At 40.0% G+C, this 13,436-nt stretch carries 16 protein-coding genes and 1 pseudogene; 13 read left to right on the top strand and 4 right to left on the bottom strand.

Annotation, left to right across the window (positions count from 1 at the left end):
- Positions 1-145 precede the first annotated feature (145 nt).
- The 4 genes and pseudogenes from IEY67_RS10895 to IEY67_RS25375 all read left to right on the top strand — a co-directional run.
- Positions 146-838, top strand: coding sequence for an RNA polymerase subunit sigma (locus IEY67_RS10895; protein WP_183671527.1), 693 nt, complete (start codon positions 146-148; stop codon positions 836-838).
- Positions 825-1,172 (top strand): hypothetical protein, encoded by a 348-nt coding sequence (locus IEY67_RS10890; protein WP_183671528.1) that lies wholly within the window; start codon positions 825-827, stop codon positions 1,170-1,172. Before IEY67_RS10895 ends, IEY67_RS10890 begins: the two co-directional genes overlap by 14 nt.
- Positions 1,153-1,950, top strand: coding sequence for an ImmA/IrrE family metallo-endopeptidase (locus tag IEY67_RS10885; RefSeq protein WP_183671529.1), 798 nt, complete (start codon positions 1,153-1,155; stop codon positions 1,948-1,950). The genes IEY67_RS10890 and IEY67_RS10885 overlap by 20 nt, the downstream gene beginning before the upstream one ends.
- Positions 1,951-2,398: 448 nt before the next feature.
- Positions 2,399-2,524, top strand: a pseudogene (locus tag IEY67_RS25375) (site-specific integrase); the annotation flags it as partial.
- Between the two features lie 78 nt (positions 2,525-2,602).
- On the opposite strand, the gene IEY67_RS10880 reads toward IEY67_RS25375, so the two are convergent.
- The gene (locus tag IEY67_RS10880; protein WP_183671530.1) at positions 2,603-3,517 is read right to left on the bottom strand and encodes a M48 family metalloprotease; all 915 of its coding nucleotides are present in this window, start codon (positions 3,515-3,517) and stop codon (positions 2,603-2,605) included.
- A gap of 296 nt (positions 3,518-3,813) precedes the next feature.
- Between IEY67_RS10880 and IEY67_RS10875 the strand changes: the two genes are divergently transcribed.
- Positions 3,814-3,951: a hypothetical protein gene (locus tag IEY67_RS10875; protein WP_189086822.1), complete on the top strand. Its 138-nt coding sequence runs from the start codon at positions 3,814-3,816 to the stop codon at positions 3,949-3,951.
- 6 nt (positions 3,952-3,957) lie between these two features.
- Positions 3,958-5,424, top strand: coding sequence for a hypothetical protein (locus IEY67_RS10870; protein WP_183671531.1), 1,467 nt, complete (start codon positions 3,958-3,960; stop codon positions 5,422-5,424).
- Between the two features lie 195 nt (positions 5,425-5,619).
- On the opposite strand, the gene IEY67_RS10865 is transcribed toward IEY67_RS10870, so the two are convergent.
- The 3 genes from IEY67_RS10865 to IEY67_RS10855 are packed head-to-tail and all read right to left on the bottom strand — an operon-like array spanning position 5,620 to position 7,103.
- Positions 5,620-6,558: a HipA domain-containing protein gene (locus IEY67_RS10865; RefSeq protein ID WP_183671532.1), complete on the bottom strand. Its 939-nt coding sequence runs from the start codon at positions 6,556-6,558 to the stop codon at positions 5,620-5,622.
- 9 nt (positions 6,559-6,567) lie between these two features.
- Complete coding sequence (locus tag IEY67_RS10860; RefSeq protein WP_183671533.1) at positions 6,568-6,882, bottom strand: HipA N-terminal domain-containing protein; 315 nt, start codon at positions 6,880-6,882, stop codon at positions 6,568-6,570.
- Positions 6,879-7,103, bottom strand: a complete 225-nt coding sequence (locus IEY67_RS10855) for a helix-turn-helix domain-containing protein (protein WP_075557757.1) — start codon at positions 7,101-7,103, stop codon at positions 6,879-6,881. The genes IEY67_RS10860 and IEY67_RS10855 overlap by 4 nt, the downstream gene beginning before the upstream one ends.
- A 334-nt stretch (positions 7,104-7,437) precedes the next feature.
- Between IEY67_RS10855 and IEY67_RS10850 the strand changes: the two genes are divergently transcribed.
- The 7 genes from IEY67_RS10850 to IEY67_RS10820 all read left to right on the top strand — a co-directional run bounded on the left by IEY67_RS10850 (position 7,438) and on the right by IEY67_RS10820 (position 13,396).
- Positions 7,438-7,884 (top strand): HU family DNA-binding protein, encoded by a 447-nt coding sequence (locus IEY67_RS10850; RefSeq protein WP_183671534.1) that lies wholly within the window; start codon positions 7,438-7,440, stop codon positions 7,882-7,884.
- 36 nt (positions 7,885-7,920) lie between these two features.
- A complete protein-coding gene (locus IEY67_RS10845; protein WP_075557755.1) occupies positions 7,921-8,367 on the top strand; it encodes an HU family DNA-binding protein in 447 nt (148 codons plus the stop codon).
- Between the two features lie 50 nt (positions 8,368-8,417).
- Positions 8,418-8,636 (top strand): hypothetical protein, encoded by a 219-nt coding sequence (locus IEY67_RS10840; RefSeq protein ID WP_075557754.1) that lies wholly within the window; start codon positions 8,418-8,420, stop codon positions 8,634-8,636.
- Positions 8,617-9,027 (top strand): D-Ala-D-Ala carboxypeptidase family metallohydrolase, encoded by a 411-nt coding sequence (locus IEY67_RS10835; protein ID WP_075557753.1) that lies wholly within the window; start codon positions 8,617-8,619, stop codon positions 9,025-9,027. The genes IEY67_RS10840 and IEY67_RS10835 overlap by 20 nt, the downstream gene beginning before the upstream one ends.
- Entirely contained in the window at positions 9,024-9,479 is a 456-nt protein-coding gene (locus tag IEY67_RS10830; RefSeq protein ID WP_221267802.1) for a hypothetical protein, read from the top strand. Before IEY67_RS10835 ends, IEY67_RS10830 begins: the two co-directional genes overlap by 4 nt.
- A gap of 165 nt (positions 9,480-9,644) precedes the next feature.
- Positions 9,645-12,299 (top strand): magnesium-translocating P-type ATPase, encoded by a 2,655-nt coding sequence (gene mgtA / locus IEY67_RS10825; protein WP_183671535.1) that lies wholly within the window; start codon positions 9,645-9,647, stop codon positions 12,297-12,299.
- Positions 12,266-13,396, top strand: coding sequence for a carbohydrate porin (locus IEY67_RS10820; RefSeq protein ID WP_183671536.1), 1,131 nt, complete (start codon positions 12,266-12,268; stop codon positions 13,394-13,396). Before mgtA ends, IEY67_RS10820 begins: the two co-directional genes overlap by 34 nt.
- The last annotated feature ends 40 nt before the right edge of the window (positions 13,397-13,436 follow it).

Here is a 13,436-nt window from a genome sequence, read left to right as displayed (position 1 = left end):
CTATTTTATTCGCCACCATTTTATTATATACAAATTCCGTTAGGATAAAATCCCGTTATTCTATGATATATCCCTATATTTGCAGAATAATTGGTATCCCCTTCAACAATATACCAATTCCGTTAGTAACGCTTTTAGTATATATATGAAAAGTGACGTAATGACAAAAAAGATAGATTTTGAGAATATGGCTGGTTCTGAATTGTTGGAATATATATCATTCAAAGATGAATTCCCCAATGAGGCAGAAATGGCTTTCTATGTATTCCAAGCTCGATATCAACGAGATATATTACAAAAATCAGAGGTTTTATGTTCAAAATTTGAATATAATGAAGTTATTGCTTTTTTAGCAGCAACATGTACTTTTGATAAAGTATGGAAAAACGCTCATACTTTTAGTATGGAAAAAGCAAATACTAAAAATGTTGATAAGGCCATTCTTTTATGGATGTATAAAATACTATTCACCCAAATATTGCTTTTTAAAAATAGGGACACTTGCGCTCAGCCTACAAAAGAGGAAGATTTGTCATTAATTGATAATGTGGACGGACTCATTAAGGTGTATGCTCCAGAGGAACTTGAGAAACAAAAGGAATTAAAAGAAAATTTAAGTTTTCTGGAAAGAGTACTACAAGGGCTTTCACTAAAACATAGAATAATCTATTTCACTTATTTAGCATACAAACCAGATAAAGATAAGAACATTCCACGTTCTGTAAGCAATAAGTTACAAGAACAATTGGAGTTGACACAAGCTTCCATCAGAGTATATAGAAAAGAGGCAACCGATCTTGTCAATAATTATATAAACAAAGTCAATGGGAACAAATAATAAACATAAAATCAACAATCAGAATTTGGAAGAGTGGTTCCGTTCTACTGGATTTTTATTTCCGACAAATGAATTGGAACTTGCAAGGTTTGATAAATTGTATGCTGATTATGACTTCAAATTAAAAGACGTTTCAATTGATGCGAAGTCTATAGTTGAAGGGAAAATTTGTTCTTGCGGTACAAAAGTGCTTCATATCAAAAAATCAGATGAACTGAAAAGTGAAATAGAAGGATTGAGAATGGTTGCAAGAAAAGGACAGGAAGTTCCTAAACATATTCTTGATAAAATGACTAAAAAGCATCGCAAGAACAATGATAGCGAAGAAGAATAGATTAAAAATTAAGAAATTAGCGGAATATATTGCTTTACAGTTCGATGAAAAAATAACGCCGCTTGAAAGGATTGTCGCTGATGAGAACTTAGATGTATTTTATGATAACTACGAAAGTAATACTTTTGATGGAATGACTATTTATGATAATGGGAAGTTTTATATTCATATTAATACATACAATGGTAACCGAGTCGATACAGATAGAGGAAGATTTACTTTAGCACACGAACTTGGTCATTATTTTATTGACACACATAGAATCGGTTTGAAAAATGGATTGTTAGAACCACATCCTTCTCTTACCAATAAAGCTCAATATTTTTCTATTGAACGTGAAGCTGATTATTTTGCCGCCTGCTTATTAATGCCTGAAGAACGTTTTCGCAAAGACATTGGGAATAAGAAATTTGGCATCAAGGTGATAGACTACTTGAGGTCTGAATATAAAATAAGTAGAACGGCTTGTGCTTTGCGATTTGCAGATATTGGAAATTATCCTCTTTTAATAGTATATGCAGAAAATAATATTATAAGATGGTCCTATTCAAGCGAGGATTTTCCCTTCAAATGGATGATTAATGACAAAATCGTACCACGAAACACTGTAATGGGAGATTATTTTAATAATAATCATATTGCAGAGGTTTTTCGAACGGAGCAAGTTTGGGCTATAGATTGTTTCAAATACGTTAAAGATGAGGATCGACAAAGAAAGTTCTATGAACATTGCATCACTCATAAAAATTCTGCTTTAAGTCTATTTTGGGAGGATTGATTCTAGGAAATATAAGAGGTTGTCAATTATAGTCTGACACAATCTCGCCAAAAAACAGAAAGCTCTAAATAGGACAAAAAATAATTAGAAACAATTTTCAGTCATTCTTAAAAGAACAGGCATCTGATTATAAAGCCTATTATTGGGTAAAATATTAATATGCAAATACTTGTAAAAAATAATCCTTATAAATTTGGTTATATCCCAAACAGTGCCTATATTTGTATATGAGTTATTTGAAACTATGCAAAGCTGTGTAACCGAAAGCAAAACTTTTGCTACTAAATCGTTACCTGCATTTTTTAAGTACTGTAATCATCTTCTGATTTACAATAAGTTATAATAAAATGCCAAGTTTCTCAAAAAGAAACAATGTTTTTTAGATGTGTGAATGTAATGCAAAATAATTAATATCAAATTGTTACCACGTCCAATTTGCTTTAAATAGATGTTTAAGGTCTTGTTTTACACAAAAAATCAATCAGTGAAAAACGGTAAAGTTCTGGTAATGGAGTGCATAACTATTACTGGAACTCAAGCAGATTTTAGCTGTGAGAAAGATGTTGGATTGACCTGCCACACCCTACACCGACAAATAATTTACAAACAAGTCAAGCTATTTTGGATGGTTGCCTAACTTGTTTTAATGTTGTTAATCCAATAATTTTTCCAATCTCTTCACCCGTTTCTCTGTTGCGGGATGGGTACTCATGATATATTCGGTGAATGACATCCGTTCACCGTATGTTTCTTCCATCCACTTCAGACGACGCAGAAAATAAAGCAGTCCTTCGCCACAGCCATATTTTAAGGAATGGGCATCACAACGATACTCCGTGTACTTGTTTATATTCACACTAAGCAAGTGGCTGATTCCATAAATCACTTTATGTATCAGTTTATATGCGATATTCCATAATTCTTCTATCAGCCTTCCAACAAAACTAAGGGCTGGAACCAAGGCGAATACGAAAGCACCGATAATCCCGAACAGGTAAGCGGGGATGAAATAGAGCCCATAGAGACAACGATAACCGAACGCTTCCATTGAGTAAATGAACACCTGATACACATAGTCGTAATGTGTGATGTGTCCTATCTCATGGCAGATAACCCCTTTCAGTTCTTCATCCGAGGCCTGTTTCATTATTCCTTCAGTGAAGCCTATCGTATTGAAACCAAAGGTGATGGCATTGGGGCGGGTATCCCTGTTACAGTACAGGTTCAGTTTCCTTTCAATTCCTATCTCCAAGAGCAGTCGGTTTATTCTTGCTTGTTCATTTCCGGTCAATGGCTTGAAACCTTCTTTTTTTCGCAGGAACCAGACCCTTATCGGGGAAAGACAATACAGAATATGTAGCAGGAGAAGATAGAACGGTAATGTATTGATGAGATGCGACCCTAACGCCCCACTTGATAGCTTAGCGCTAAATGTGGGAAATATCAGATGAATAATTCCCAGTATCAGGGCATAAAACATGATGATAAAGATTAGATTGACTACCGTCACGTAGGTCAGCAGTAGCAATTTGCAGATAATGCGTAGTATCCTGAGTGTTATTTTCATGCAAGAATGGAGTTTAGATTTATTTGACGGAACAAAGGTAAGACAATTTAATCACTTAATAGAGAAAAGATAACAGGAAATACTCCCTGCCGCCATTGATATACAGTTGTATTGACTGTTATTGCTCCGATGAGCTACTATCTATATCGAATATTATCCCCATTTCCCATTCCTGATTGAAGTTATCGGGAGCACTGTACAGGCAAGTTTATAGATTGTCAGCTTGATCTATGTGTGCGTTTTACAATATGATTGCCATACGCGAATTATTTTAATTGTTCAATGATAGAAAATTTATGATGATTACAAAGAGTTTTGCTATTTTTGTAACAGAAAAAATATCAGACTTACTTATTGTTGTAAAGGAAGATGGTTTTAATGGAAAAGAGGCCAGGGGAATCTTTAATCAAATGAAAAGAACTCTATTAAATTAAAGTGATATGGGAAAACAACCAGCTAGTCCAGAAAGTGTTGCTATTTTGATTGAGAACTCAAAACGAGGTATTTATGATAGCGAAGAATTATTAGAAAAGATTGAGGATGCGAAAACGATTTTCGAATCTATATCTACAATAGGGGACACCTCTTTAGAGTTTTTACAGATAGTCTTTGAGTTGCTTAGTGGAAGTCTTTCAGGGATGTATGAGGGATTTAACGGACTTCAAAATATGTTACAAACTGATAGTATTTACGCAAAGCGTTATCATATGCAAATGATAAACTTGTGTCAGTATGAATGGTGTAAATATTTCTTGGGAAGAGATGGTAATGGTGTTTTAGTCCGGTTGATAAATTTTTTTAAAGATTGTAATGACGATGTGACTAATACATATCTACAAGACTTAAGGCTACTTATAAAAACTTTAGGTGGTAATTGTGATAAGGATCTAAGAAATATGACAGCTCATTATGATAAGCCATCACAAATGTATCAAAAATTATTAACACTTAATAGTGAAGATGAATATGCTATAAGATTGGGAATACAGATGGAAATACACGATAAAGTTTTAAAATTGACAAACTCAATTTTTACCACCATTTTTTCTAATATTTCTTCAGCGAATACAACTGAACACAAAACTAGAAAACAAATGGATATAGAAATACAAACTTTTATAAATAGCCAAATTGCAGAAGCATTCGATAAAAAGACTGACTTTAAAACAATAATTTCAGACCAAATATTGAAGGCATGGACCGAAGTTGAATCCATGAATAAACTTTTTAGTCAATGTGATGTGGGTATATCATTTTTGCAACAGCAAGGTTTAGATACAGCAAGTATCCAATATTTGCAATCTCTTGTTGAAATACGTTGGATTATTACTTTTATGCGATCAGATTTGATCTGTTCAATGGATAGTTATCTAAAGGCGTCAAGTATAATTGAACGCTCAATTTGCTTGCATAGGATATATAGATTTGAAACAGCAGCTTTGACTCAACTATATGGTTATAATGACGATAAAAAATCGGAAAGTATATGGCATAAATTAAAGGGTATTCCTGAATTTGTTGCAAATCCAATGTCGAATGAAGTAGAGAAACAATTAGAAGAACTTACAACACATATAGATTGTACTAGGCGTAATTTATATACCCATTACCGAGAAGAGAGGCAATTGAATATAAGTGAAAGATGGCAAGCATTTGAGAAGATGAATCATGTTAAGGAATTGAAGCAACTTCTCAAACTTATTTTATTGTGTAATAGAATTGATAAGTATTTAATATCATTGTTAGCATCACTCCAAGAGCTTCAAAATAAAAAGTCAAAAAATATACTAGATATAATTTCAAAAATTAGAGATTTAGGGATGAAATATGAGAACCAAAGTATTATTGATACTTCGGATAAACTTGTTTCTTATTTGGGCTTTAAAGATGAAAATAACAATGATTAACACATGTAGTAATTTTATTCCTTAGAGCAGGATATGAAACAGCGATCACTCGAAAGAGGGTTATTCAATTTCTAACATACATCGTTATTGTAAATCTATCTTGAAGGAAATAGTCATAAATTAACTGATTGGTATCCATATTTAGCGTATAATGTGCGGAAAATATGTGGGTTAATTTTTGTAAATATATTGTCATCACTTGTTTAGTATAGAAGATCTATTTTCTATTAATGACTTATAGTCTGTTTTCATTTGATCTGGTAAGAATGAAATCTCAATAAAATCATTCCATAGTGGTAACACTTTTCTAAACTTTTTATATATGTTATCAATAACTTTGTCCTCTACTTTCATCGTTTTTAGTAGATTGTCAAAGTCTGATTTTTTTAGTTTTCTTTTTTTCCCGTTTAGAGTGAGAGCTAGTTCCTCTGTGTCTTCAGGTATAACCAGTTTAGTTGATAAGAGGTCATAAGCAGGCGTTAGTGTGGATTCTTTTATCTTTTTGTAGAGAGAAAAGTTTTTTAGATGCATATCTGCATTACCTGTAAGATAACAGAATAATAAAATCTCAACGTAATTGATTAAGTCCAGGACGGGATTTGCAGAAAACTCTACAATCTTTCTGGCTATCTGTTCATGGGAGCCTTTGTATTTTTGTTCAGTAAGTTTCTCTGTTAACTGACACATATCTTCCATAGGTATTTTTTTGCCTTTTTTGTCTCGATCTATTCGTTTGGTAATATATGCTAGCGAACCATCTTTAAAACGTATGAGTGAATGAGGAACGGTATTTATCTTTGCTAATCTGGCTAAATGCATAGTTAAGTCTTCATTTTCAGGAAGGTTAGCATATTGTTCAGTTTGTGGTTTGAGGATGTAACCTCCCCATAAACCTACAATTGTAAAACGTTTTTCTCCTCCTTTTTCTTTCTTTAAATCAACAGATAGTTTGGGTTGTACACCTGTGATAGTGACTTGCGAGCGTACCACTTCTAAAGCTAGCGATTCAATATCAGCTTTACTATAAGGAAGAAGGGGAGGTGTAGCTGTTCCGAATATTTTTTTTGAACATCGCGAATGAAAGTCTGTTTCGTGTTGTTCTAATGGCTGATAGCAATATAAACATCTTTCCATAATTGCGTATTAAAAGGATTGAACACTAACTGCACCGATGCAATCTTTGCAACAGGCCAATAATAAAGACATACGATCTCTATTGTCGATTTTCCAGTTTTTTTCGACAATATCTAATAACCAACCTTCAGGAATCAATCCATCAAAGAACGGATGCAATATATTACTGATATATGCCTTATCTGTCAAAGGCATTGTTAAACTGATCGGTTCTGCATCTTTACTTGCAAGATATTCAGGGTTATAGATAAATGTATAACCGTTTTCATCTTCTGTAAGAATCCCGGCAAAATTACTATACATATAAATTTTAGCCTGTTTCATGGTTCTATTAAATTATTCCTGTCCATAGGCATGGCACCGAGTTGCATTCCGAACAGTTTTAGTACTTGATTTACTTTATCCATCTTCAAGGTTTCTTTTCCTTGTTCAAGTTCACGCAGAAAGCGGAGACCGACACCAGCTTTCAATGCAAGTTCTTCACGTGATAATCCAAGCGACTTGCGCTTTGATTTTACGTATTCATTTAATGATAAGTTATTCATATTTGATACCTCTTCGGGTACAAATATAATGAATGTTTTTTATTTGATACCCTTTCGGGTATTTATTTTGTGGTTCTGATAAAACAATACCCTAAAGGGTATCGATAATCTTACAGAATAATGATTATTCTACTGATATACGTTAAATAAGAACCTGAATTTATCAGTGTGAAGGTTCGTGGAAAATAGTATTTTAAGATTTTGATTACTTCTAAAGTCTTATTATGCATTGTTTTACACGAATGTTTTGCGCTGATCTTCGTCTATCTACCTGCTTATACCTTTGTCTCGTTCTCCGGAAACAATCATATTAATCATTAAATGTATAAAAGCTATGACATTAAAATTCAGAAAGGTGCAGCGTAAGGTTCTTAGTGGGGATGATAAGGACAAGGTTAAGACCTATGCGATGGCGAGGTCGTCGAGTTACTGTGATATGGCGAAGTTGTGTGAGTTGATCTCCAGTCGTTCGGCGATGTCGAGTGCGGATGTGAAGGCGATACTGGATTCGCTGAACTGGGCGATGAGTCTGGAGCTTCGTTCGGGAAGTATCGTTCAGGTGGGTGAGTTCGGCAATTTTCGTCTTTCGATCCGTTCGGGAGGGGCTGAAACGAAGGAGGCGTTCAATGCTTCGATGATAAAGAAGGCGCGTGTGATCTTCTCGCCGGGAACGAGTCTGCGCTGGATGAGCGAGATCGTGAAGTTTGAGGAGGATGAAGCTACGAAGCCTAAGAAAAAAGAGGAAGGTTCGGGGTCGGGAGACAGACCGGAAATCGAGTAATTCAGTTCTAGTATTAATCATTAAACGTATAAAGCTATGACATTAAAATTCAGAAAGGTACAGCGTAAGGTTCTTAGTGGGGGTGATAAGGACAAGGTGAAGACTTATGCGATGGCGAGGTCGTCGAGTTACTGCGATATGGCGAAGTTGTGTGAGTTGATCTCCAGCCGTTCGGCGATGTCGAGTGCGGATGTGAAGGCGATATTGGATTCGCTGAACTGGGCGATGAGTCTGGAACTTCGTTCGGGGAGTATTGTGCAGGTAGGCGAGTTCGGTAGTTTCCGTCTTTCGATCCGTTCGGGAGGGGCTGAAACGAAGGAGGCGTTCAATGCTTCGATGATAAAGAAGGCACGTGTGATCTTCTCGCCGGGAACGAGTCTGCGCTGGATGAGTGAGATCGTGAAGTTCGAGGAGGACGAAGATACGAAACCTAAGAAAAAGAAGGGAGATTCGGGTGAGGATGACAGACCGGTGATTGAATAGAGTCGGTGGTCGGCTGGTGGCAGTTGGGATGTAAGAAGAAAGGGGGATGTATGAGAAAGAGGCTGACTGTTCAATTGGTGATGGCAATCCTGCTCGTGATGAGCGGGATTGTACTTCTCTTCTCCGGTTTCTGGATTGCTCCGAAAGGGGAGATTCATAATAGTGTGCTGGTGGCTTTCGGGGAGACTTGCACATTTGCCGGGGCTTTGTTTGGGGTGGATTATTCGTATAAAATAAAATCGGTACAAAATGGGAGAGAGGATAAGTAGGGATTTTACCTGGGAGGAAATGACGTATAGTAGGGTGGCGGTGGAGAATGGGTTGTTGAATGAGCCACCGTTTGAGGTGAGATTGATCATGATGGAGTTGGTGAAACGGTTGTTACAGCCGTTGCGGGTTGCTTATGGGAAACCGATCGCGATTACAAGCGGTTATCGGAGTCCGGAGGTGAACAGGTTGGTGGGTGGTGTACCTTCGAGCCAACATGTGAAGGGAGAGGCGGCGGATTGTTATGTGCCTGATCCGAAGGTGTTACTGGATGTATTGCTTTTCAGCAAATTGCCTTTTGATCAGGCGATTCTTTATAAGCAGAAGAAATTCCTGCATTTGTCGCTTCGGGTAAATGGAGAGAATCGTTATCAGGTGATCATTAATAAATGAAGGAAGCGATAGGTGTGGATATGCGAGGGAGGAATTTGTTTGTTTCTGTGGTTTTGTTGGTTGTTTTGCTGCCTGGTTGTAGTGCCGGGTGGCGTAGAGTGCAGCATCGAGAGATAAAGGGGGAATTGCATAGCCTTCATAATGATAGTATGTTGTTGCGAAAGCTGTATCAGGCTTCCCGTAATAAGGTGATCGGTATAGAGCATGTCGTGTTCGATAGCTGTCGGTCGGATGGGGTACAGTCTGTTACCCGCGTTGCTATTAAGGAGCAGGGGAAGGTAGAGGCTGAATCGGTTGTTAGTTCCGGTTCGGCAGATGAGAGACGTTCGGTTGATACGGAATCTTTTCAGGGAAATAGTGTGGCGAAGTTTTCTTTTTCAAACTGGGTGGTAGGAGTGATGTTGTTGGTTTGTTCATTATGTATATGTATAATATTTAGAAAGCAGAAGTAAACTGCAAAATTCTAATGGTTCTCTAATACCCTTCTAATAGTTCTCTAACGGCTTGTCTGGGCGGGTGTCTCTACTTTTGTGCTGTCAAAAAGAGAGACATAAAACGAATACCAAACCGGAGACCTCCTGCTTTGGGAGCAGGGGGCTTCACAAAAGAGAGTTATCATGTGGATCAGAAGAAAGAAAAGAAAGAACAACAACGCAATCTCTTTCAACAGCGAACGGGTGTTCCTGGCTGCTACCCAACCACTGAAATCTGTGTTCAGTTATTTCGACACTTCACGTCTGGGACTGACGGAAGGAGAAGTTACAGACCGTTTACGTTTTCATGGGCCTAACGAAATCGTACGCGAAAAACGCGACCGTTGGCTGATCATGTTTATTAAAACTTTTATCAATCCTTTTATCGGTATATTGATGGCATTGGCAGTTGTCTCGCTGGTGATAGATGTTCTGATGGCTGCGCCGGAAGACAGGGAATGGGTGACCGTTATTGTTATTACGGCGATGGTGATGCTGAGTGCGGTGCTTCGTTTCGTGCAGGAATGGAAATCGGGCAGGGCTTCGGATGCCTTGAAACGGATGGTGAAGAATACGGCTACCGTCTACCGCCTGGGTGCAAAAGACGGACAGGAAGTGAATATCGCTGAACTTGTGCCAGGGGATATCGTTTACCTGGCTGCCGGTGATATGGTGCCTGCCGATATCCGTATTGTGGAATCTAAGGATTTGTTTGTCAGTCAGTCATCGTTGACGGGCGAGTCGGATGCCATAGAGAAAAGGGCGGAACTGGGGAACAGGACGCACCGGACAGGCAGTGTGGTCGAGCTGGATGATATCTGTTTCATGGGGTCGAATGTGGTGAGCGGATCGGCAATAGGCGTGGTGTTTGCTACCGGGCGTTCTACCTATCTGGGGACGATTGCCAAAAGCCTGACGGGGGTGCGGGCGCAGACGAGTTTTGACCGGGGAATCAATAAGGTGAGTTTGTTACTGATACGGTTTATGCTGGTGATGGTTCCGTTTGTGTTCCTGATCAACGGGTTGAGCAAAGGGGATTGGTTTGATGCCTTTTTGTTTGCTGTGTCGGTTGCCGTTGGTCTTACGCCGGAGATGTTGCCGATGATCGTTACCTCCAATCTGGCAAAAGGGGCTGTCAGCATGTCGCGCCGCAAGACGATCGTGAAGAATCTGAATGCGATACAGAGTTTCGGGGCGATGAATATTCTTTGTACAGATAAGACGGGGACGTTGACGCGCGATAAGATCGTGTTGGAGAAATATCTCAATGTACATGGGGACGACGATCTACGTGTGTTGCGACATGCCTATTTCAACAGTTATTTCCAGACCGGGCTGAAGAACCTGATGGACAAGGCGATCCTTTCGCATGCGAAGGAACTGGATTTTGAGCATCTGGGTGATAAATACAGGAAAGTGGACGAGATTCCGTTTGACTTTACCCGCCGCCGCATGTCGGTGATCGTGGAAGATAACGACGGTAAACGGCAGATTATCACGAAAGGAGCAATCGAGGAGATGATGCAGATCTGTTCGTATGTGGAATATAACGGTGAAGTATGCCCGATGACGGACGAACTGAAGCAGATTGCTTTGGCAATAAGCGGGCGGATGAACCGTGACGGTATGCGTGTGCTGGCAGTTGCCCAGAAGAGTTGGATAGAAAAGGAGCTGGATTTCTCGGTGGAGGATGAAATGGATATGGTGCTGATCGGTTATCTGGCTTTCCTCGATCCTCCTAAATCGTCGGCTGCCGGAGCGATCCGACAGTTGCATGAGCATGGTGTAGAGGTGAAGGTGTTATCTGGTGATAATGAAGCTGTGGTGAAAGCGGTCTGCCGCCAGGTCGGTGTAGATATTACGCATACGTTGCAGGGACCGGAGATCGAGAAGATGACGGATGAGGAACTGGTAAAGGAGCTGCAACATACGACGGTTTATTCGAAACTGACTCCGATGCAGAAAACGCGTATTATCACGTTACTGCAACAGGATGGGAATACAGTCGGTTTCCTGGGGGATGGGATCAACGATGCGTCGGCCTTGCGTCAGTCGGATATCGGGATTTCGGTGGATACGGCGGTCGATATTGCTAAAGAGAGTGCCGATATCATTCTGCTGGAAAAGGATTTGATGGTGCTGGAGCAGGGTGTTCTCGAAGGGCGTAAGATATTTGGTAATATTATGAAGTATATCAAGATGACAGCGAGTTCAAATTTCGGTAATATGTTCAGTGTGTTGGCGGCAAGTGCTTTCTTGCCTTTCCTGCCGATGCTTCCGATTCATTTGCTGGTACAGAACCTGTTGTATGATGTTTCGCAGACGACAATACCGTTTGACAAGGTCGACCGTGAATACCTATTGAAGCCGCGTAAATGGGATGCTTCTGACCTGAGCCGTTTCATGATTTGTATCGGGCCGATCAGTTCGATATTCGATATTACGACTTATCTGTTGATGTGGTATGTGTTCGGGTGTACTTCGCCGGAACATCAGGCTTTGTTCCAGAGCGGTTGGTTCGTGGAAGGGTTGCTTTCGCAGACATTGATCGTGCATATGATCCGTACACGAAAGATTCCGTTTATACAGAGCCGGGCTTCATGGCCGGTATTACTCACCACTTTTGCGATCATGGCGATCGGTATCCTCCTGCCGTTTACAGGGATAGGTGCATCTATCGGGCTTGTACCGCTGCCGCTGAGTTATTTCCCCTGGCTGCTTGCGACTTTACTTGGATATTGTATGTTGACTCAAATCGTAAAACAATGGTACGTAAAACGGTTTACACGCTGGTTGTAATAGTGTTGCAGATGGGCGAGGAGAGAGTGGTTTTTGCCCGGGAAAAGCCGGAAGTATCCGTTCAGTACACAACCGAACTACAGTCGGATTTCGGCAGGCGGTTGAATTGGGTGAATCTTCTTTCTCTTCGTGCTACAGTACCGATGGAATGGCTGGGGCTATGGGGTAACGGGAAGTTGGAGGTTCAGGCGATTTCTGTCTACAAGACTTCCCGTGAACGGATTGCCGGGGACAGGCAGGTCTTTTCGAATATAGAAGAGGATAATCTGCCTTTTAGCCCTTTTATTCTGGGGTATTCCCAGCAGATAGGGAAGGTGCTTCTGTTCGGGGGATTAAGGAATGTGAACGAGGATTATTTTACGACTCCATATGCTTCCTTGTTCACGAATAGTTCTTTTGGAATTTATCCGACGTTATCGGCTAATTATGTGTTGGCGAACTATCCTTTGTCTGCTGTCTGTCTGCATCTGGAATATCGGATAAATGAGAAAATCGGGATAAAAAACAGTCTGTATAACGGGAAGGCTTATCTTCCTTTTAAGCGGGGAAGTTCGGTTTTTACCGTTGCGCCACGCCGGGATGGGTTGCTTGATTTGGCAGAAATAAGTTATACTACAAACAACAGTTATCATGGTACTTATAATTTGGGTGTTGTTGTACATGGCAGCAATCGTCTCGGTGATGCGTCTGACTGTCGTCTGCCGTCGGAACAGGCGCAGACGGAAACGTCGTCGGCAAAACATTGGCGGGTGAATTATGCCTGCTGGCTTTCTGCGGAACAAGAGTGTTGGCGTTCGGGACGTTATTCGGCGGGGGTGTTGGGACAGTATTCTTTTGCTCCGTCTGACCGTAATGACTGCCGGCGGTATGTGGCTGCCGGTGGTGTTTTCAGAGGGATACTTTCTGCTTCACGGGAGGATGCTTTGGGAGTAATCTTTTCTCAGGCTTCTTTCTCCGATGTCCGGGAGAGGGCTTTGGAAATAACATGGAATTATACAGTGTCGGATCATTTTACTGTGCAACCTGCATTCCATTTTATACGGACTGGAAATGAGAGGTGTAATATTGCGATGTTGAGGGTGGTGGTGAGTTATTAGCTTCTTTACCGGATGCAGACGAACGCGGAGTAATCCTGCG

The sequence above is a fragment of the Parabacteroides faecis genome, from assembly GCF_014647375.1.
Lineage (GTDB): Bacteria > Bacteroidota > Bacteroidia > Bacteroidales > Tannerellaceae > Parabacteroides > Parabacteroides faecis.
This window is presented reverse-complemented; position numbering and strand designations above follow the sequence as displayed.